The organism is Photorhabdus namnaonensis, assembly GCF_001684335.1.
Taxonomy (GTDB): domain Bacteria; phylum Pseudomonadota; class Gammaproteobacteria; order Enterobacterales; family Enterobacteriaceae; genus Photorhabdus; species Photorhabdus namnaonensis.
The window spans coordinates 1-17,298 of the sequence record NZ_LOIC01000032.1 but is presented as its reverse complement, the minus strand read 5'-3'; the positions used below and the strand labels follow the sequence as shown (position 1 = coordinate 17,298).

At 41.0% G+C, this 17,298-nt stretch carries 17 protein-coding genes; 8 read left to right on the top strand and 9 right to left on the bottom strand.

The genetic code is table 11. The annotated features are described in order from the left end of the window. Positions 1-1,302, top strand: a complete 1,302-nt coding sequence (eno, locus tag Phpb_RS06200; RefSeq protein WP_065389603.1) for a phosphopyruvate hydratase — start codon at positions 1-3, stop codon at positions 1,300-1,302. Positions 1,303-1,322: 20 nt separating this feature from the next. Here eno and Phpb_RS25950 read toward each other — a convergent pair whose 3' ends face one another. Next, on the bottom strand, positions 1,323-1,529 hold the full coding sequence (locus Phpb_RS25950) for a hypothetical protein (RefSeq protein WP_165603271.1): 207 nt from the start codon (positions 1,527-1,529) through the stop codon (positions 1,323-1,325). Between the two features lie 89 nt (positions 1,530-1,618). Between Phpb_RS25950 and Phpb_RS06195 the strand changes: the two genes are divergently transcribed. From Phpb_RS06195 to Phpb_RS06180, 4 genes are all read left to right on the top strand, one after another. Next, positions 1,619-1,774, top strand: coding sequence for a type II toxin-antitoxin system RelB/DinJ family antitoxin (locus Phpb_RS06195; protein ID WP_052739485.1), 156 nt, complete (start codon positions 1,619-1,621; stop codon positions 1,772-1,774). Positions 1,775-1,947: 173 nt separating this feature from the next. Beyond that, positions 1,948-2,301: an aminotransferase class V-fold PLP-dependent enzyme gene (locus tag Phpb_RS06190; protein WP_236548269.1), complete on the top strand. Its 354-nt coding sequence runs from the start codon at positions 1,948-1,950 to the stop codon at positions 2,299-2,301. A gap of 22 nt (positions 2,302-2,323) precedes the next feature. Continuing rightward, the gene (locus tag Phpb_RS06185) at positions 2,324-3,517 is read left to right on the top strand and encodes an MFS transporter (protein ID WP_065389602.1); all 1,194 of its coding nucleotides are present in this window, start codon (positions 2,324-2,326) and stop codon (positions 3,515-3,517) included. A 431-nt stretch (positions 3,518-3,948) separates the two neighbouring features. Then, the gene (locus tag Phpb_RS06180) at positions 3,949-4,158 is read left to right on the top strand and encodes a helix-turn-helix domain-containing protein (protein WP_036780506.1); all 210 of its coding nucleotides are present in this window, start codon (positions 3,949-3,951) and stop codon (positions 4,156-4,158) included. A 328-nt stretch (positions 4,159-4,486) separates the two neighbouring features. Here the strand turns inward: Phpb_RS06180 and Phpb_RS06175 are convergent, their stop codons facing one another. The 4 genes from Phpb_RS06175 to Phpb_RS06160 all read right to left on the bottom strand — a co-directional run bounded on the left by Phpb_RS06175 (position 4,487) and on the right by Phpb_RS06160 (position 7,837). Next, positions 4,487-5,209, bottom strand: a complete 723-nt coding sequence (locus Phpb_RS06175; protein ID WP_065389601.1) for a helix-turn-helix transcriptional regulator — start codon at positions 5,207-5,209, stop codon at positions 4,487-4,489. Positions 5,210-5,362: 153 nt separating this feature from the next. After that, entirely contained in the window at positions 5,363-6,085 is a 723-nt protein-coding gene (locus Phpb_RS06170) for a helix-turn-helix transcriptional regulator (protein ID WP_065389600.1), read from the bottom strand. Between the two features lie 153 nt (positions 6,086-6,238). Further along, a complete protein-coding gene (locus tag Phpb_RS06165; protein WP_065389646.1) occupies positions 6,239-6,961 on the bottom strand; it encodes a helix-turn-helix transcriptional regulator in 723 nt (240 codons plus the stop codon). Positions 6,962-7,114: 153 nt separating this feature from the next. Then, positions 7,115-7,837, bottom strand: a complete 723-nt coding sequence (locus tag Phpb_RS06160; RefSeq protein ID WP_065389645.1) for a helix-turn-helix transcriptional regulator — start codon at positions 7,835-7,837, stop codon at positions 7,115-7,117. Positions 7,838-9,273: 1,436 nt separating this feature from the next. On the opposite strand from Phpb_RS06160, the gene Phpb_RS06155 reads away from it, so the two are divergent. Then, on the top strand, positions 9,274-10,659 hold the full coding sequence (locus Phpb_RS06155) for a DASS family sodium-coupled anion symporter (protein ID WP_065389599.1): 1,386 nt from the start codon (positions 9,274-9,276) through the stop codon (positions 10,657-10,659). 90 nt (positions 10,660-10,749) lie between these two features. On the opposite strand, the gene Phpb_RS06150 is transcribed toward Phpb_RS06155, so the two are convergent. Beyond that, positions 10,750-11,952 (bottom strand): MFS transporter, encoded by a 1,203-nt coding sequence (locus Phpb_RS06150; RefSeq protein ID WP_065389598.1) that lies wholly within the window; start codon positions 11,950-11,952, stop codon positions 10,750-10,752. Between the two features lie 387 nt (positions 11,953-12,339). On the opposite strand from Phpb_RS06150, the gene Phpb_RS06145 reads away from it, so the two are divergent. Both Phpb_RS06145 and Phpb_RS06140 read left to right on the top strand, forming a co-directional pair. Then, entirely contained in the window at positions 12,340-12,573 is a 234-nt protein-coding gene (locus Phpb_RS06145) for an AbrB/MazE/SpoVT family DNA-binding domain-containing protein (RefSeq protein WP_036808122.1), read from the top strand. After that, a complete protein-coding gene (locus tag Phpb_RS06140; protein ID WP_065389597.1) occupies positions 12,560-12,976 on the top strand; it encodes a PIN domain-containing protein in 417 nt (138 codons plus the stop codon). Before Phpb_RS06145 ends, Phpb_RS06140 begins: the two co-directional genes overlap by 14 nt. Positions 12,977-13,509: 533 nt before the next feature. On the opposite strand, the gene Phpb_RS06130 is transcribed toward Phpb_RS06140, so the two are convergent. The 3 genes from Phpb_RS06130 to tssI all read right to left on the bottom strand — a co-directional run. Beyond that, positions 13,510-14,424, bottom strand: a complete 915-nt coding sequence (locus tag Phpb_RS06130) for a 2OG-Fe(II) oxygenase family protein (protein ID WP_240492423.1) — start codon at positions 14,422-14,424, stop codon at positions 13,510-13,512. A gap of 977 nt (positions 14,425-15,401) precedes the next feature. Continuing rightward, positions 15,402-16,193 carry a DUF4123 domain-containing protein gene (locus Phpb_RS06125; protein WP_065389594.1) on the bottom strand — a complete coding sequence of 264 codons (792 nt, stop codon included), beginning with the start codon at positions 16,191-16,193 and terminating at the stop codon, positions 15,402-15,404. Beyond that, a partial coding sequence (gene tssI, locus Phpb_RS06120; protein ID WP_122983173.1) for a type VI secretion system tip protein TssI/VgrG occupies positions 16,190-17,298 on the bottom strand: 1,109 nt, incomplete at its 5' end. The genes Phpb_RS06125 and tssI, both read right to left, overlap by 4 nt.

The window sequence follows — 17,298 nt, the reverse complement described above, 5'->3', positions numbered from 1 at the left end:
ATGTCCAAAATCGTTAAAGTGATTGGTCGTGAAATCATTGACTCCCGTGGTAACCCAACCGTAGAAGCGGAAGTGCATCTTGAAGGAGGCTTTGTGGGTTTAGCGGCCGCGCCCTCTGGTGCGTCTACCGGTTCCCGTGAAGCGTTGGAACTGCGTGACGGTGACAAATCCCGTTTTATGGGTAAAGGTGTATTGAAAGCTGTTGATGCGGTAAATGGCCCGATTGCACAGGCAGTTATCGGCCAGGATTCTAAAGATCAGGCTAACATTGACAGAATCATGATCGACCTGGATGGTACTGAAAATAAATCCAAATTCGGTGCTAACGCGATTCTGGCGGTTTCTCTGGCTAACGCTAAAGCGGCGGCGGCGGCGAAAGGCATGCCATTGTACGAGCACATTGCTGAATTGAATGGTACCCCGGGTAAATTCTCTATGCCATTGCCGATGATGAACATCATTAATGGCGGTGAACACGCGGATAACAACGTTGATATTCAGGAATTTATGATTCAGCCGATTGGGGCGAAAACGTTGAAAGAGGCGGTGCGTATCGGTTCTGAAGTTTTCCATAGCTTGGCTAAAGTTTTGAAAGCAAAAGGCATGAGCACTGCGGTTGGTGACGAAGGCGGCTATGCGCCTAACCTGGAATCTAACGCGGCTGCGCTGGTTGCTATAAAAGAAGCGGTAGAACAGGCCGGTTATGTTTTGGGTAAAGATGTCACTTTGGCTATGGATTGCGCCGCTTCTGAATTCTACAACTCAGAAACGGGTAACTACGAACTGAAAGGTGAAGGTAAGACTTTCACTTCTCAAGAGTTCACTCATTATCTGGAAGATTTGACCAGAAAGTACCCGATTGTTTCTATCGAAGATGGATTGAATGAGTCTGACTGGGAAGGTTTTGCTTACCAGACAAAAGTCTTGGGTGAAAAAATCCAGTTGGTTGGCGACGACCTGTTTGTTACCAATACCAATATCCTGAAAGAAGGTATTGAAAAAGGCATTGCTAACTCCATTCTGATTAAATTCAACCAGATTGGTTCTCTGACAGAAACACTGGCAGCGATTAAAATGGCAAAAGACGCAGGTTACACGGCGGTCATTTCTCATCGTTCCGGTGAAACAGAAGATGCGACTATTGCTGATCTGGCAGTAGGCACCGCGGCAGGCCAAATCAAAACCGGTTCCATGAGCCGTTCTGATCGTGTTGCTAAATACAACCAGTTGATCCGTATTGAAGAAGCTTTGGGTAACCGTGCTCCTTTCTATGGTCTGAAAGAAGTAAAAGGTCAGGCTTAATTGGTAATTAAGTATTAGCATTAAATAGGAGGGGTAAAACCCTCCTTTAATGCCTTAACCAACATACGAGTCGTTGTTGACGTCGCCCCGGAAATAAAAAGGGTGCTCGCCGCAACGGGTAGACTCATCGATGGTAACGATGCTGCCATTGCCGGGCACACCATTGCAGTGGGGTTGTGTTGGTCACTATTGTGTTGGTCACTGATAATACGTGAGAGTTTAAACAAGTGCGGCTTTTTTGCTTGGCAGTTTTGATGTGTTGAGCGTTTCTGATCCTTTTGCCGGTAGTGGAACAACTACTATATAAAAGTGAAGTATGGTTATTAATCGATTAGCCGCAGAAGGTCGGCTGCCGGATGGGTTGCTGCAACCGAATAGCGAGACGTTACAGGCAATTCATGATCTAGAGAACGGGATAGGCGTTCACCGTGCCAACACGCTTGATGAATTAAAAAGTGATCTAGGTTGGTAACAGTGCTGATTTTCGTTTATCAGAGCCGATTTAAAAAGGATGCCAAAAAGTACGTCAACAATAAAAAGCGCAAGAAATCATTATGAAAACCCTTGCGCTTTTGCAAACCAGCCAGCCATTACCACCGAAGTATAAAGTACACCGCCTGAACGGTATTACGTTATTTAAGGGATTTGCTTCGGTCGTATATTATCGATAATGTGGCTGACGTTCGGATAAATGGTCATCTCATCGAATGCCTTCCCGGCCTGTTAAATGTCTCCTTCAACGGCTTGGATGCTGATTCGCTTTTGCTGGAGCTTTCCGAAGTCGCGTTGTCCTCTGGGTCTGCATGTACATCCGCTAACAGGGCGCCATCACATGTATTGAAAGCGATAGGACTCAACGATGCTCAGGCTCAAGCCAGTGTGCGCTTCGGACTGGGCAGATTTAATGACGAGGACGAGATACGGTATGTTTGTCTCCGTCTACAAAAAGCGGTGAATAAATTGAGGTCGATGGCGCCAAAGCCATTCGGCGTCCTGTAATAATTAAGATGGAGTTTGACTCATGCGAACAATGTCGGCACTTTTTCTCCTGTTCGGAACCCTGTTCACTGCGGGGGGATATGGCGCCACCTTTCTTATTTCCGCGTATTTTCGGTCACAAGGGGGGAGTGACATTGATACTGGAACGACCCTTAGTGTGGCTTTGGTCGGCACCTTGATTGGCGTTCCTTTGGTTGGATGGTTTGCCGGGCGACTGGAAGCATCACGCCTTGCCGCCCTCGCGGCGCTGGCGATGTCTTGCGGATATTTTCTTTTAGGCGGTTTCAGCGGTGAACTGAGTTATATCCCGCGTATCGCAGCGTTCTTGATTGGACTCGGTTGGGGAATGTTCTATATCAGTGGGCCTATGGCATTGTCGGAACGTGTTACTGACGCTGACAGGGGGCACTGGTTTACTCGTTTCAGCGCGTTTCAAATGGCTGGGATTTGCGGTAGTCCCATCCTTCTCGCTGCTGCGGTTGAACAGGCAGGAGTGCCCATACAAACAACGTTTCTCTTTGTTGGCGTCATTGGCATCCTCGCCTCGTTACTTCTGGCGACCTTTGGGATCAAGGAGCCGCATGGTCAACGGGAGTTATCACTGAGACCTTGGGTGAAAAAAATAACCAAGATTGCTGCCAGTAGTGCGATCCGTCCTATTGTAATGGTGGGTTTGGGAGGCGGTGTATTCTCCGGAATGATGTCGTTCCAGAGTTCGTTGGTTGAAGGGACTCAAGCAAATGCAAGTACATTCTTTGCTGTACATGCAGCGACTGTGGTTGTAGCGCGGCTTTTGCTAGCCCGCCGTTTATCGACGATGCCCCGTATCCCGTTAGTCATCGTGCTGATGTTATTCTTGATTATGGGCATTCTGGCTCTGTTAGGCATACCGGTTCACCCTATGTTTCAGATTGTGGCGGCCATGTTAACGGGGATAGGTTATGGATTGGTGTATCCCGTTATTCAAACATGGGCAGTAAACGACTCTGCGCTTGAGAACCGTCATGCTGCCCTTACTTGGTTCGTTGTCGCTTACTTTGTGGGGATATTTGGATTTCCAGCGATAGGAGGATGGATATTAGTTGGCGCGGGCAAGACCTTATTTATCTTAACCTTAGCCGCAATAGCTTCTCTTGAACTTATGGTGGCGATATTGGGAGGAAGATGGTTTTGTCGCATTAAGGGCAGGTTAACGGCACAGAATGAAGCACGTTAACAGTCATTCAGCCAGTCGATAATTATCGACTGGCTTTGCTGTTGTACAAGCAATTTTTCGATGGACATAAAGTATTAATTGGTGTTATTCCTCGTAATTGAAGAGTTTTTTAGGACATTCATTAATGTATTTAATGCTCTTCCAACATTTCCCAAAATAACTAAACTTTTTAAACATTCTAGTATCTATAAAAGAGAATTTATTAACAATTAAAGTTCATTTATGACTTTTGAACGTTAGATATAACATTTTCCTATTCGGAGAATATTTGGCTGTACTTAGCGGGGTTTAACGTTTTAGTTCAGTTATTTTTTAATATTCCGCACCAGTGCGGACTCAGGGAAAAAGCTGTAACAATATAAAAACATTAATTTGAAGAGAGTATGAATATAGCACCTTGAATAACCAAACTGAGAGGAGAATCAGGAATGATTGTAAAAAACGACTGGCACCCGGCTGATATTATTGCAGGGCTTAAAAAGCGGGGAACGTCGTTATCTGCTATTTCAAGAGAAGCGGGGCTTGCATCATCCACTTTATCAAATGCTTTGCACCGTCCGTGGCCTAAAGGTGAACAACTCATTGCTACTGCTTTAAATTGCGAGCCTTTCGAAATATGGCCAAGCAGATATTCTAAATGAATTAAAATAAACTTCTCGAAAAAAAGTTAATGAGAAGAAATTAAATACCTGAAGCTTTTCTGGTGTCTTGTGGAAAGTTTCAGGTATATTCATAGGATTAGAATAGAGTTATTAACGTCGCGTTTTTATGCTTGTCATAATTAATTTTTCTACATCAATTATTTAATCTTTTGTATTATGTTGACACTCTTATCTATATTTATTTCTGTTGATTTCACGGATCACCAGATAGGCGTAGTATTACATAAGCGGATGAAACAAAACTTTTTGGGGGAATAGGATTCTGCTTGGCAGAACCCTAATGGAACAGCGACGGTATGGTTCATTGTTATGTTAGAGTTATATAGGGATTCGGGTTAATAAATCGGGTAGGAGCATAGTTATCATACCCTTTACCCCTGCAATATTCTTTTAACTGGCTTAATGAGTTTATCCCTATTTTCTGATAAATGATATGTAGCCTGCTTTGTACCGTTCTATATGTAATACCTAATTTTCTCGCTATATCTTTAGCGCTTAGTGATTGCAAAGCAAAAAATACTATATCGAATTCTCTGTCGGTAAATAAATCAGTTGGTTTGCCAAAGGTTAATGACTCTGGATGAATGTTGTTTTCAAAATGATACATGGAATAAATTTGAAGTTTTTTACCGTGCGACACAATCCCAATGCATTTTCCATCCTTCATTAGAGGAGTAACATTGACCAGAAATGGTTGGATTATTTTTTCTCTTCCGACATAAGTGAAGGTGTGTAGTACCCGAATGGTCTTTTGACTCGTCATTACATTGTTATCATTAGCTTGTATAATACTTTCAAACTCAGACCACGGTGCTGGACACTCACCATCAAGCTTCCCTTCTATATTAAAACCTTTAGGAAGACCGCTGTAATAAATCATAGTATCATTGGCATAGATGAATCGAGATTCGTTGTCTTTTATAACCCAAACATCGTTGCTGTTTTCCATATATGAAATGAAGGTATCAAAGCTTTTTGAATGAACATCCAGATCTTTGTTTACAGAGAAACTCATAGTTTTATCTTTCATAATTTCACCTATCATGATTAAACTGTAAGAACTTCCATGTGAGGTATCTCACATAACTGCTTTTCACGTTATTAAGCGAGTTTTGGTCGGAGCATAGAGTTCTGTTTAGACAGAACTCTAATGGCATAGTGACGGCAGAAATGTCATGCATTGTTATGCCAGAGGTATAAAGGGATTAGGGTTAATAAATCGGGTCGGAGCATAGTTATTATATCCTTTACCCCTGCAATATTCTTTTAACTGGCTTAATGAATTTATCCCTATTTTCTGGTAAATGACATGTAGCCTGCTTTGTACTGTTCTATATGAAATACCTAATTTTCTCGCTATATCTTTAGCACTGAGTGATTGCAAAGCGAAAAATACTATATCGAACTCTCTATCTGTAAAAATTTCAGTTGGATTGCCAAATGATAATGATTCAGGATGCCTGTTGTTTTCAAAATGATACATGGAATAAATTTCAAGTTTTTTACCGTGCCCCACAACCCCAATACATTCTCCATCCTTCATTAGTGGTGTAACATTGACCAAAAATGGTTGGATTATTTTTTCTCTCCCGCCATAAATGAAGGTGTTTAGTACCGGAATGGTCTTTTGATTCGTCATTACGTTGCCATCATTATCATGTACAATATCTTCAAGTTCGTACCACGGAGCTGGACACTCACTAACAAGTCTCCCTTCTATGTTAAAACCCTTAGGAAGACCGCTGTAATAAAGCATAGTATCATTGGCATAGACGAACCGATGTTCCCTGTCTTTTATAGCCCAAAAATCGTTACTGTTTTCCATATATGAAATGAAGGCATCAAAGCTGTTTGAATGAACGTCCAGATCTTTGTTTACAGAGAAACTCATAGTTTTATCATTCATATTTTCACCCATCATAATTAAATTGTAAGAACTTTCATGTGAGGTATCCCACATAACTGCTTTTCGCGCTGTTAAGCGAGTTTTGGTCGGAGCATAGGGTTCTGTTTAGAGAGAACCCTAATGGCATAGTGACGGCAAAAATGTTGTGCATTGTTATGCCAGAGGTATATAGGGATTCGGGTTAATAAATCGGGTAGGAGCATAGTTATCATATCCCTTACCCCTGCAATATTCTTTTAACTGGCTTAATGAGTTTATCCCTATTTTCTGGTAAATGATATGGAGCCTGCTTTGTACCGTTCTGTATGTGATGCCTAATTTCTTAGCTATATCTTTAGCACTGAGTGACTGCAACGCAAAAAACACTATATCGAACTCTCTATCAGTAAATAAATCAGTTGGTTTGCCAAAAGTTAATGAGTCAGGATGAATGTTGTTTTCGAAATGGTACATGGAATAAATTTCAAGTTTTTTACCGTGACCAACAACCCCAATGCATTTCCCATCTTTCATTAAAGGTGTAACATCGAGCATAAATGGTTGGATTATTTTTTCTCTCCCGCCATAAGTGAAGGTGTTTAGTACCGGAATAGTTTTTTGACTGGTCATTACGTTTTTATCGTTAGCTTGTATAATATCTTCAAACTCAGACCACGGTGCTGGACATTCACTATCAAGCTTGCCTTCTATATTAAAACCTTTAGGAAGGCCACTGTAATAAAGCATAATATTATTTGCATAGACGAATCGAGATTCGTTGTCTTTTATAACCCAAAAATCGTTACTGTTTTCCATATATGAAATGAAAGCATCAAAGCTGTTTGAATGAACGTCCAGATCTTTATTTACAGAGAAACTCATAGTTTTATCATTCATATTTTCACCCATCATAATTAAACTGTAAGAACTTCCATGTGAGGCATCCCACATAACTGCTTTTCGCGCTGTTAAGCGAGTTTTGGTCGGAGCATAGAGTTCTGTTTAGACAGAACCCTAATGGCATAGTGACGGCAAAAATGTTGTGCATTGTTATGCCAGAGGTATATAGGGATTCGGGTTAATAAATCGGGTAGGAGCATAATTATCGTACCCCTTACCCCTGCAATATTCTTTTAACTGGCTTAATGAATTTATCCCTATTTTCTGGTAAATGATATGGAGCCTGCTTTGTACCGTTCTATATGAAATGCCTAATTTCTTAGCTATATCTTTAGCACTGAGTGACTGCAACGCAAAAAATACTATATCGAACTCTCTATCAGTAAATAAATCGGTTGGTTTGCCAAAAGTTAATGAGTCAGGATTTCTGTTGTTTTCGAAATGGTACATGGAATAAATTTCAAGTTTTTTACCGTGACCGACAACCCCAATGCATTTCCCATCCTTCATTAGGGGGGTAATATTGACTAGAAGTGGTTGGATTATTTTTTGTCTTCCACCATAAATGAAAGTATTTAGTACCGGAATGGTTTTTTGACTAGTCATTACGTTTCTATCATTGGCTTGTATAACATCTACAAAATCAACCCACGGTCCTGGACATTCAATATCAAGCCTACCTTCCATATTAAAACCTTTGGGTAAGTTGCAGTAATAATGCGTAACATCATTAGCGTAAACGAATCGAGATTCGCTGTCTTTTATGATCCAAAAATCGTTGCTGTTTTCCATATATGAAATGAAAGCATCAAAGCTGTTTGAATGAACATCCAGATCTTTATTTACAGAGAAACTCATAGTTTTATCATTCATAATTTCACCTATCATAATTAAACTGTAAAACTGTAAAACTGTAAAACTGTAAAACTGTAAAACTGTAAAACTGTAAAACTGTAAAACTGTAAAACTGTAAAACTGTAAAACTGTAAAAAACTCCATGTAAGGTTATCACTTTTACGACGCAATGAGTAATTATGTTTAGGGAATTAAAAAGGAGAACCTCTTTGGTGCTAATTATGTTTTTAATGAAGAATTACAATGTGAAATATTTTGGATGAAATGAGAAAAGAAGTTAGCTGTTTATGTAATCGGTTTTATGAATTGTGAAAATGACCATTTTGCATTGATTTTCGATCTTGCTTATAGCTGGGTAGTAAAATAATTTTATAGCTCGTGGTCTTATTCACTTAGATTAAATCATATGGATTATCGTTTTTCGTGCCATTTGAAATCAAAGGATTATAGAAATTTTAACTTATTCAAGTAAGAGTAATTATGTTTTATCTGAAAGTGATTAAACAGAGTTAAGAAAATCCATTTTTTATCTATCAAAATGGTTTTAAAATCTGGAAAAAAGAAAGGTATATTATGAAAAAACAGGTAAAAACTTTAATCATTAAAAGTAAAAAAGGTGATTAAGAATTTTTTAAAGTAGGTGAAAATTCGATGTTATACTGATATTGGAAGAGAAAACAGGTTTTAATTTGATTAATAAAGTGATCAAATAGACAGAATTAATCAAATAACAGGAGTATGAGGTTATATCAAAACATTTAACAGGATTAAACCGATTAAGAAAATTTTCTCAAATAAAAGATTTTGTATGGTTGCAAGGGGTTTACCGAAAATCAGAAACAATCATTAAAGAAAGCTGATAAGTTTTTAAGTTAACCTAGATTAGCTGTGAAAAAAGGAATAAAAAATTTATTTAATCACATTAAAAATGATTAAAGGAATCGGGAAAACGGTTAAAATTTTTTGCGATTAAAATCAGAAGGTTAAATAGTGGCTTTTAATAACAGTTTAAAACCTACTCATAAAGCTATCGGTGAAAAATGAAAAAAATAGTCTTGTTAATATTAAAATACCCGTCCAGCCTATAACCTTTCTTGCAAATTCATTCGCTAGCTCTTTAATCATCGTTGATACGAAAACGCCTCTCGTTTTTTAAATGGGTTTATTAGCAACTTGAGGAGAAGTAAAAATCACTTGCTTTTGTGCCAAAAAAACTCATAAAACGTAACGATTTGCTATACCTATAATGGTGTAATAATGTGATGTAACAACGAAAATTTGTATAAAATACCGTCTTTTATGATTTAATTGGTTGGTTCTTGCGCTTTAGATCCCAAAATTCAAAGAACTGCATTTGCTTCTTACAGAAGACTCCTTATATTCACACGCCTTGTATTTTTTTAACAATTGTAGCAATGGTAGATCAGATATCACCGGCGCTAATGGAGTCACCAATGGATGCTTCTGAATCTTTAACACCAGCCATGAAGCTAAATTTTTCTAATAAAAAAGGCTTAATTATTCTGGCTGCTGATGTTGTATTACTATTTATTCTACTTAATACATTGCCGTTTAGTGAAAAAGCTAATGCGGGTTTAGCACTAATGGTATTTGTTGGCGTACTGTGGCTTACCGAAGCTATTCACGTCACTATTACTGCATTATGTATTCCCATTCTGGCAGTTGGTATGGGATTGATGAATACGGGAGATGCGCTGAAATCTTTTGCTAATCCCATCATCTTCCTGTTTTTTGGTGGTTTTGCTCTGGCAACCGCGCTTCACATCCAAGGACTGGACAGACTGATTGCGAACCGTCTGCTGATGATTGCCCGCGGACGTTTGTCTGTAGCGGTGATGCTGTTGTTTGGCGTGACGGCTGGCCTTTCCATGTGGATCAGTAACACAGCGACTGCTGCGATGATGCTGCCATTAGTCTTGGGTATTTTGTCCAATCTGGATGCGCGTTCTGAGCGCCATACATTTGTATTTGTGCTGTTGGGAGTGGCTTATAGCGCGAGTATCGGTGGTTTAGGTACTTTGGTGGGTAGCCCGCCAAACGCCATTGCAGCGGCTCAATTGGGCATCGATTTCTTCAATTGGATGAAATTTGGCATTCCTCTGGTCGTTATTTTGATGCCAATGATGGTTGGTGTGATGTATCTGATGCTGCGCCCGAATTTGAATCATAAATTCGACATGAAGCTGGAAAAACTGGATTGGACTGGTAAGCGTCTAATGACCATGCTGATCTTTCTATTAACCGTATTTTGTTGGATCTTTAGTACGGTTATCAGTTCTGCCTTAGGGGGCGTGAAAGATCTGGATACCATTATTGCTGTCAGTGCCGCCGTTCTGATTGGTATAACGGGGGTGGCGAGTTGGTCCCAGATTCAAAATAACACCGAGTGGGGTGTGTTGATGCTGTTTGGCGGTGGTCTGACTTTAAGCGCTATTTTGAAAAACTCAGGTGCTAGTGAAATCATGGCGAATGGTATGGCTGCTACTTTTGGCGCAAGCCACTGGTTTGTGATTATTATTGCGGTAGCTGCATTTATTATCTTCCTGACTGAATTTACCAGTAATACAGCCAGCGCAGCTTTGCTGGTACCGATATTCGCAACCGTTGCGGAAGCGTTGGGCATGCCGGTAATGACGCTGACGCTCATTATCGGATTCGGGGCGTCCTGTGCCTTTATGTTGCCGGTTGCCACCCCACCTAATGCGATTGTTTTCAGCTCCGGTCATATTAAACAGACTGAAATGGTCAGAGTGGGCATGGTGCTGAATATTGCCTGCATCGTTATTATCTCTCTGTTTGCTTGGTTATTCTGGTTATAACTGAAAATTTACTCATGTCCCTCTGGACACAATAACTATTCAATATCCCCATCAAATGTAGGTGGGGAAATAAAGCCAGAGGGCGAAGATTCATAGAGAAGGATTTGCCGAACGCGTCAGCCAGAAATCTAATATTGCCAATGTAAGGCCGATGACCAATCCGACGGATAGCACGACCATTGCTGTGCTTGAACCTCCTGCGATTAACCCAATAGTAGCTAATGGCACTAAGCACAAAATTCCCAGATTATTGAATGTTTCTGCAAAGGCCAGAACCATACCTTTGTTAGGGCCTGCTCGTGTTGCCAAAACGACGGTACTTGCAGGCGCTCCAACGCCCAGTGCGGCACCCCAGAATATCAAACATCCTAGAGAACCGAAGAGCGTAAGCGGAACCAGCATAAAAATAGAGATCACTCCAGTCAGTAGCAAACTGACGAAGACCAAAGTCACTTCTTCGCGACCGCAAAGCTTACGGAGCCAACCGGCGGACAGATTACCTAATCCCAAGCCAACACCAAAGGCAGCGACAGTCAAACCGATTTCAGTGGGGCCAAATCCGTACCGTTGACGTAAGACTTCTCCAGACAAAAGAAAAGCAGAGACGCCGGCGCCATTCCAGGCCCCTTTTGCAATGAGCGGCCTGACAACCGACCATTGCCGAAACCAGACTAAGCGCTGGTTTGTTGGCTTTAGGAGTACGGTTTTTGATGGAAGGCAGTAGATCCCGATGATGAATGTAACGACACAGCCGAGTGAGCTAAATAAAAATGGCGCCTGCCAATTTATTAAATCTGTCAGTATCCCGGCTAAAGCTGGACCGAATGCAATGCCAAAAGTCATACCGAGCATAACCACGCCCATCGCTCCGGCTTGGCGATCATAAGGAATGATATCGGCGATCAAGGCAAATACGGTGGGTATGATTACCGCTGATGCTATACCGCCAAAAATTCGCAGTATGATTGCGATATTAAGAGTGGGGGCAAGAATGATAGCGAGACCATCTGCGGCGAAAAACAGCAGAGAAATCAGAAGTAATCTGCTTCTGTTAATACGATCTGCAAAATACCCAAATATAGGTGCTGCCAGAGCGTAGGAAAATGCATAGCTGGATACCAGCCAGGATGCTCCGACCGCCGTTGTCCCGAAGGCTACCGCAAGAGGGGTAAGCATGGATGACAACATGAATTCGGTTGCGCCAACGAAGAATACAGTGACTGAAAGGATAAATAAAAACGTGTATTTTGTACTCTGTTCCAAAGTGGATGAATATTGTGCTTTTTTGTTCATAAGATCGATTTAACTCCATATGTAGATAAATGTTCGTATATTTCTTGTGGTAAAGCGTGATGAGTCATGGTGTAGAAAAGCTGTTGTGAAATACATATAAGGAGGGCAGACCAGATTAGGCTGATGTGAAAGTATTAGGTATTGTAAAGGAGGGGAGGAAGCTGATTAGTAATATACCCGATAAAGAAAACGAGCAAGGAATTAATTTATCGGACTAGATATGTCGGATACCGGATATAAGAACTGCGATTATCCCTTGTATACATTTTTCAGCTACAGGAAGTTTGGTAAAAATCTTCCCCGTATTAGGGGGAGATGCATTTGGTTAAGCTTGTATTTTGCAAGAATGGATATACAATAAAAATGTATATCTAAGGAGGTAATATCATGCAAGTAGCAAAATGGGGTAACAGCCTTGCCATACGTTTGCCGGCTAGTTTAGTTGAAATTCTGGAATTGCGTGAAGGTGATGATATTGAGATTGTAGTGGATGATCCGCGTACCTTCGCGGTACGCAAGAAGCCTGGATCTGAGGTGTTGTTGGAGCGTCTTCGGACATTCCGCGGTAAGTTGCCGGCGGATTTCAAGTTCAGTAGAGATGAAGCGAATGACAGGGGCTAAGTTTTGCGGTTTCATCGACAGCAATGTGGTGCTGTACCTGCTGTCCCAAGATGTGGCTAAGGGCGATAGTGCTGAAGCGCTGCTGAAGGCGAATCCGGTCATTAGTGTACAGGTGCTCAACGAAGTGGCGCACGTGTGTGTGCGTAAACTTAAGATGAGTTGGGAAGAGGTAGCGGAGCTCCTCGATATTGTCCGTAGTTTTTGCAAAATCGTGCCTCTTACGGTTGAAGTTCATGACCGAGCTAGGTTTATTGCAGAGCGTTATCACTTGTCATTCTACGATTCTTGTATTGTGGCGGCTGCGGTCATCGCAGGTTGTCGGGCGCTCTATAGTGAAGACATGAATCACGGGCAGATGTTGGAAGACAGCTTGGTTATTAAAAATCCATTCTCATATGTCTGACGATTTGGTGAGTCCGAGAGGGATCGAGGTTCACATACCGATTTAACCTGACAGACACCGATATAAAGGTATCTGTCAGCTCAAATCTGCGTTATGACCCCGATTTATTGTGCAGAAAATATCTACATTTATATAATTGTTATATATGTTGACATTTCATAATTTTCTCGTAATGGATAACTTAAAGAAATGAGGAGATAATATGGTTAACAATATAATTTTATTTAAAAATTCTTTAAAGCCTATTTCAAGGATTAAAGCTTTTTCATGTTTATTAAAGATATATGTATTCATTGATATTTTACCAAAGCTATTGTCAATCGAGATCATGTGGAAAAACCTGTTTACACTTATTCCTATTCTCTTGGTTTTAGATAGAGAAAGGTTTATTACAAACAGGTTATGATTGGCATAATAAGCCATCTTTTACTATGTGGCTAAATTTATTAATTGTGTTGGAAGCCTGCCGTTTTATTGTTTGATGGATTTCTATTTATATCTATCATTTATATTCATAATACGATGTTTGAGATTTATAAAATATCATTATTATCATACGTCCGACTAATCTCTTGAACAGCAAATTCTTGGACGGATTGAACCTTAATCGGGCCGTTGGGACCATATTTGTAGATATTACTAGTCGGGGCATTGTCTAAAAGCATCACATAGGACATTCTATCCCGCTGTCCATTCCGTTCTGTGCGAACGACGCCATGTATATTGGCCCGAACAGTTTTCGTTAAATTTTCTGTTAGCACTTCGATTGAACTGCCAAAGTTAATGATTAAGTAGCCAGGAACAGGATCGATAGCCAAAAGTTCATCATCTATATAAGCCAATAACCCACGTTCAGTTGTTCTTAGGATTGTTATCCATCCTATATCTCGATGAAATTTGGAGCCTCGGGTCGCTTTCTCTGATCGGTAGTGATTAAACCCCAACATCAGGTGGCCTTTTCCCTCTGAAAGACCACCTGTAACTAATTCCCAGTCACTGGGAGGAATACCAACATGATTTAGTACTGACCGTAATATACATGTACCTATATGCGCCATGCGATGACCAAGTATCGCGACTTCGGTTGGAATTAAGTTCCAGTGCGCTCGTTCGAGATAGAGATTTTCCCATTGAGCGTACTCTCTATCGAAATAACCTTCGTAACCGTTGGAAAAAGTGCATGATTTGAAGCCCGTATAGGGACGAAGGTCGCCTTCTGTCGCAGGTTCAAAGAAGTGGTATGCAAATCGATCCCCGTGTTCAAAATCTATATAGGATGGAACCTCCAAAAGGAAAAAGCCATGTCGAATAGCCCGGTCAAAACCATCATCATCAATAAAAACAAGGTCGTCTCCTTTTAGGTGGGATCGCGCTATGTTTGCTGATTTATAAGTTTTTGCTGCGGTTATTTCGGATGGCATTGGTGGTAGTTTAACTAGAGTTCTCATTGTTGATGAGGTTTTCATGATTATGGTCCTTGAATAAGATGGTTGAAAATCGAGGAATGTTTTAACTAGTGTTAAAGTGCTATTTCTGTCATATTGATAGAAATATTGATCCCTTCTTGAACCAATATGGATACCAAGATTAAATCTATATTCACTCAATATTTACAACTCATTACAAAAGAGATGATGTGATAATTATTTATCATAGCTATAGATGACAATCTCGTCACATATGCATTCGCTAATTAATGTTTCTTATCTATATGATTAATATATGGCATGGAAAGAATTAAAATGCAAATGGCTACAATGAAAAATACGATTTATTTTCTATTATAAAAATTTTAATTAGGAAAATCTTATAAATCATTTTGTTATTTTGTGATGATTTATGGTGAAGCTTTTATGGAGTTGTTATTAGTTCTGTTGTAATTGTTGATATTGAGTAAGATAGTAAATGATTTATTTGATTTAATTGTTTGTTTAATAAAAGATATTTCGTTGGTATAAGCGTAAATTGAACCTAAATTTTTTAGATTAAACTCTGTAAGAGATTAAGCAGATGGACTCTTTTGATAGAAAGTTTATAGGATTGTTATGTGTTATTATGTTAATTGATTGAATCTTATTCAGTTTAATGCTGTTTTTTCATCATTCTTCTGTACCGAATAAATGACAGATACTTTCATTATGATAATATTCCATGATTGTTCCGTAGCGGATAACTTAAAGAAGGGCGTAGGTAAGATTATTAATAATATACCCGTCATCTTTCAAGCTGCCTCTTTGTTGGCTGCACTCGCTCACCCCGGTCACATAGTTTGCTATGCTCCCGGGGATTCACTCCCTGGCCGCCGCGATGCAACTTGAAATCCATAGGGTATATGATGATAGTTGAAGTAAAAATGCTCCCCGTTTTTACGGGGACATAATAATGGTGTTGTTGATTATATTATTGATTGTGTGTTGTTTCTCTCTCAGCTTTCAATAAACCTTTGGGAAGGGGCGTCGTCAGTCAGTGTTTGTAAATAATCTACGTAGGTAAGTTTGCTAATATTATCTCCGTTTGCTAAACGGTATTTTAACCAATTGATAATTTGTTCCACTAATTGTCCCTCTGGCTGATCCAGCTTATCAGCCAATTCTCCGTGGTTTTCCCAGCAATTGTCACTGATCGCAGATGCCATCCCTTGCAGGGCATAATCGGAATGATGCCAGGCATGCGATAAATGATCGCCCAGAATAAAGGGCGATTCACTGCCGCCTTGACCACAATTTTCAGGCCGATAATAAATCTGCGGTTCGGGCATATCGATTATCAGCTCACTTACTGGCGTCAAAAATGCCGACCAATCGCTGACGATCATTGCCGGTAATAACAGACCGAGGATACGTGGGTCCATACTGCGAAAAATCACTTGCCTCTCCCGCAAAATCACCTGCTGGCGTGAACGCCAATGATTAAGCTGTCGCGCCCATAAATCCTCACTGCGATAAGCCCAACCCCAACTGTTATCGCTCAGAGTTTGGCTATCAAGCAGATGACCGATTACTGACAGACAACCTGACTTAGGCTGAATCAGCCAGGGACTTTGCGCCAGCATGTGATCCATCGGTGTATTGCTGTATAGCGGAAAAGCCTGCTCTACCCAGTCGTTGCGATAAAAGAGCGCTACCGGGTTAGGTTCCGCCAGTGAATTGAGCATAAAGAAAACCGATGGTTTATTAGGGATACTCAGCCACTGTTGCCAATTTATTGATTTGTTCATTTGTCCTCCAAATTATCAATAATCCAATTTGTTTCCTGTTGAGCCAGCACGGCACAAAGCGGTTTGGCAGGGAGTTTAACCTCCGGCAGAGGCGCAAGCCCTTCCGGCAGTTGCAGAGACAATCTACGGCCAGTACCGGCTGAACCTTGCCCGACAAATAAATTGGGGGAAGTCAGAATACCGCCGGGGGTTAACCGGATAAAATGGCCGCCGACTTTTAAGGTAATCTCCGACGCCGCTTCCAACACCATTTTACCGCCGCTTTTCAGGTGCGTTTCCTGACCGCTTTCCGCCACCCACGCTTCCCCGGTCTGTAAATGTTGACTGCCTGAGATACGGTGTGAAACATCGCCATCAGTGCTGTACTTTCCCGATCCCCTGACATGCTGATGATCATCCACTGAAATTTCGCTATAGCGGTTATTATCGATCCGCTGTTTATGGTCATGTTTAATATGCCAGTAAGCGTCGTGCTGAATATGGGCGGTCAGATTTTTCTGCCCGCGCAGGTAAATCTCCTCCCGATCTTTCTCATCTTCAAAGCGCAGTTCATTAAAACCTTCTCCTTTGTGGGTTTGGGTTTTAAATGTCGTGCGGGTCTTTTCCGCGGGTAAATTTAACGGCGGCCGGTTTGAACCGTTGTAGGTGCAACCGGTGACAATCGGGCGATCAATATCGCCGTTCAGATAAGAAACAATCACCTCCTGACCGATACGGGGAACCGCCATAAAACCGTAACCGCTGCCATTCCAGCCTTGCGCGAATCGTACCCAACAGGTGGCGTTTTCATCGGCTTTATCATAACGATCCCAGTGAAAATGGATGCGGATACACCCCTCTTCATTGACATAAATCTCTTCGCCTTCCGGGCCAACCACGGTGGCGATTTCATCACCGTCCGCCAGCGGTTTGTAACGGTATAGCGCTCGCCAGTCTCGATAACCCGAAATAAAACTGAATTCGTTGTGCAGATAAGTGCCTGATTCGCCGCTCTCTTCTTGCAGTGCCTGCGGACACTTGCCGTGATGATGGATAGTGACGATTTGCCAGCGGGTGTTCATGGCGTCAACCGGGTGTTCGTTAAGCGCAAAGATTTTACCGGGCA

Excerpts from the sequence above, each read along its gene's own strand:
- Phpb_RS06125 (WP_065389594.1), bottom strand. The coding sequence starts at position 16,193 with ATGAACAAATCAATAAATTGGCAACAGTGGCTGAGTATCCCTAATAAA.
- Phpb_RS06175 (WP_065389601.1), bottom strand. The coding sequence starts at position 5,209 with ATGAAAGATAAAACTATGAGTTTCTCTGTAAACAAAGATCTGGATGTT.
- Phpb_RS06185 (WP_065389602.1), top strand. The coding sequence starts at position 2,324 with ATGCGAACAATGTCGGCACTTTTTCTCCTGTTCGGAACCCTGTTCACT.
- Phpb_RS06195 (WP_052739485.1), top strand. The coding sequence starts at position 1,619 with ATGGTTATTAATCGATTAGCCGCAGAAGGTCGGCTGCCGGATGGGTTG.
- Phpb_RS06165 (WP_065389646.1), bottom strand. The coding sequence starts at position 6,961 with ATGAATGATAAAACTATGAGTTTCTCTGTAAATAAAGATCTGGACGTT.
- Phpb_RS06140 (WP_065389597.1), top strand. The coding sequence starts at position 12,560 with ATGACAGGGGCTAAGTTTTGCGGTTTCATCGACAGCAATGTGGTGCTG.
- Phpb_RS06150 (WP_065389598.1), bottom strand. The coding sequence starts at position 11,952 with ATGAACAAAAAAGCACAATATTCATCCACTTTGGAACAGAGTACAAAA.
- Phpb_RS06130 (WP_240492423.1), bottom strand. The coding sequence starts at position 14,424 with ATGAGAACTCTAGTTAAACTACCACCAATGCCATCCGAAATAACCGCA.
- Phpb_RS06155 (WP_065389599.1), top strand. The coding sequence starts at position 9,274 with ATGGATGCTTCTGAATCTTTAACACCAGCCATGAAGCTAAATTTTTCT.
- Phpb_RS06145 (WP_036808122.1), top strand. The coding sequence starts at position 12,340 with ATGCAAGTAGCAAAATGGGGTAACAGCCTTGCCATACGTTTGCCGGCT.
- Phpb_RS06160 (WP_065389645.1), bottom strand. The coding sequence starts at position 7,837 with ATGAATGATAAAACTATGAGTTTCTCTGTAAATAAAGATCTGGATGTT.
- eno (WP_065389603.1), top strand. The coding sequence starts at position 1 with ATGTCCAAAATCGTTAAAGTGATTGGTCGTGAAATCATTGACTCCCGT.
- Phpb_RS06170 (WP_065389600.1), bottom strand. The coding sequence starts at position 6,085 with ATGAATGATAAAACTATGAGTTTCTCTGTAAACAAAGATCTGGACGTT.